The organism is Sphaerobacter sp., assembly GCF_019683595.1.
In the GTDB taxonomy this organism is placed as follows: domain Bacteria; phylum Chloroflexota; class Chloroflexia; order Thermomicrobiales; family Thermomicrobiaceae; genus Sphaerobacter.
Genome location: NZ_JADGHZ010000317.1, coordinates 1 through 2,195 on the forward strand (window position 1 = coordinate 1; position 2,195 = coordinate 2,195).

The 2,195-nt window shown below is 71.4% G+C and carries 3 protein-coding genes; all 3 read left to right on the forward strand.

The features are described from left to right. Positions 1-182: hypothetical protein (locus IRZ30_RS17045; protein WP_294086900.1), on the forward strand; the 182-nt coding region annotated here is incomplete at its 5' end. Between the two features lie 54 nt (positions 183-236). Continuing rightward, on the forward strand, positions 237-767 hold the full coding sequence (locus IRZ30_RS17050; RefSeq protein ID WP_294086902.1) for a hypothetical protein: 531 nt from the start codon (positions 237-239) through the stop codon (positions 765-767). 2 nt (positions 768-769) lie between these two features. Further along, positions 770-2,152, forward strand: coding sequence for a rhodanese-like domain-containing protein (locus IRZ30_RS17055; RefSeq protein WP_366945374.1), 1,383 nt, complete (start codon positions 770-772; stop codon positions 2,150-2,152). The last annotated feature ends 43 nt before the right edge of the window (positions 2,153-2,195 follow it).

A 2,195-nucleotide genomic window follows, 5' to 3' on the forward strand; every position in this document is an offset into this window, starting at 1 on the left:
GCGCCCACGCCCACCACCACGCCGTCCCCAACGGCGACGCCGTCCGCGGTCCCAACCCCGTGATCACCTCCACCCAGCAACCCGCACCGCATACCCGGTGGGACGTGGCCGGGTCACCGGGCCGGCGCGACCGGTTGCTCGCTCTTCGACGCCGGAAGTGCCCGCTGCTCCTTGACATGTAGCCCCAGGCCTTATAATGTCATTACCTTCACTGATTCACATGCTGGGATAGGGGGATGGAGCGCGTCGCGATCACGGAGGGGGAATGCACGCTGTACCGGCCACAGGCGCGGTTCTGCCAGGTGACGACCGCCCCGATCCGCCTGGCGATCCCGTCTCTGCCCAGCGCCCTGCCACTCGCGGTCGAGCACCCGGTAGCCACCGGTCCGGGATCGGCCAGGAGCCGCCACCTCCTCACCGTGATGCGCCAGTGCAGCACGCTCCAGACCGCGCGCCACGGCGTCCGCCGGCGCCCCTCGCGCTCCGGACCGCGCCTCCGCGAAGACGGCCGTGCCAGGCGCAGGACGGCTGAGCGACCAGGGCGTCAGCTGGCGCGCTCACGGCCACGGGCAATTGTAACCTTCGAGCTACGGATCCTCTGCGACGCAGGGATGCCCGCCGTCAACGGCGGCACGCAGGTTGACCGGAGGGACCTGCACCAGCAGCTCGGCATCGTCGGTCGGCCGGCGCTCGGGCGAAGCACCATCGACGTGTCAGAGCGCCGCCAGCGGGTTACGGCCGCGCTCGCGGCTCAGCAGGAGGGATGACCGTGATACTGGAGCAGATTCTCCGCCGCGATATCGGGTGCGCCGCATATCTCGTCGGCTCGGAGGCGGCCGGTGAGGCCGCGGTGGTCGACCCCCGCATCGACATGATCGACGAGATCGTGGCGCTTGCCGAGCGCGACGGGCTGCGCATCCGCTACATCGTCGAGACACACAACCACGCCGACCACGTGTCGGGCCACCACCAGCTCGCGGCCCGCACCGGCGCCACCATCGCCGTCCACGAGGACGCCGGAGTTGCCTACCCCCACCTCCCCTTGCACGACGGCGACGAGCTGGAGCTCGGCGAGGTGCGCCTGCGCGTCATCCACACCCCCGGCCACCGGCCGGAGCACATCGTCTTGGCGGTCATCGACACCTCGCGCGGCGACGAGCCGTGGGCCGTGCTGACGGGCGACTCGCTCTTCATCGGCGATGTCGCGCGGCCCGACCTGGCGATCGACGGGCGGGAAGGTGCCGACGCCCTCTTCGACAGCCTGCACCAGCGGCTCCTAAGCCTGCCGGAGGGAACCCTCGTCTACCCGGGCCACGTCTCCGGCTCACTCTGCGGCCGAGTGAGCAACCGCATGACCGGCACGACGATCGGCTTCGAGCGGCGCTTCAATCCGGCGCTCACGATCGACGCCCGGCCCGCCTTTGTCGAGTTCATGAACGAGAGCCTGCCCGAGCGCCCACCGAACATGGCCCGCATCGTCGAGCTGAACCGGAGCGCCGAGCCGCTGGAGCTTCGCGACCCGGCCCCGCTCGATGTCGACGCGGTCCGGCGCTTGCTCGACCAGGGCGCGCGCGTGCTCGACGTGCGAGACACCGCCGCCTTCGGCCAGGAGCACATCCCGGGAGCGATCGGCGTACCGCTGGACGGCTCCCAGTTCCAGAACCGCGTGGGCCTCGTGGTCCCGACCGACGTGCCCCTGGTGCTCGTCGCGGACGATGAGGCGATGGCACGGCGCGCGGCGACCATGCTCAGCGTCATCGGTCTCACCACGATCGCCGGCTACCTCGCGGGCGGGATCGACGCCTGGCGCGCGGCCGGCGAGCCGCTGGATCGAATCCCCGGCATGACCGTGCAGGAACTCAGAGCGGCCTTGGGACGCGACGGCGCGGCGCCCCAGGTCGTCGACGTGCGCGAGCCCAGCGAGTGGCAGGGCGGCCACATCCCGAACGCGGTCCACATCCCCTTCTACCGCGTGGACGAGCGCGCGGGCGAGATCGACCCGGCGCGACCAGTCGCGGTCATCTGCGGCAGCGGCCAGCGGAGCATGCTCGCCGCCTCACTGCTGAAGGCCCGTGGCATCGAGGACGTCCACAACGTCGAAGGCGGCATGACCGCCTGGCACGCCGCCGGCCTCCCGACCACGACCGACTAGCCCGCCCCGACCGGCTCCCGGCGCCCCGACGCGTCGTACCGAC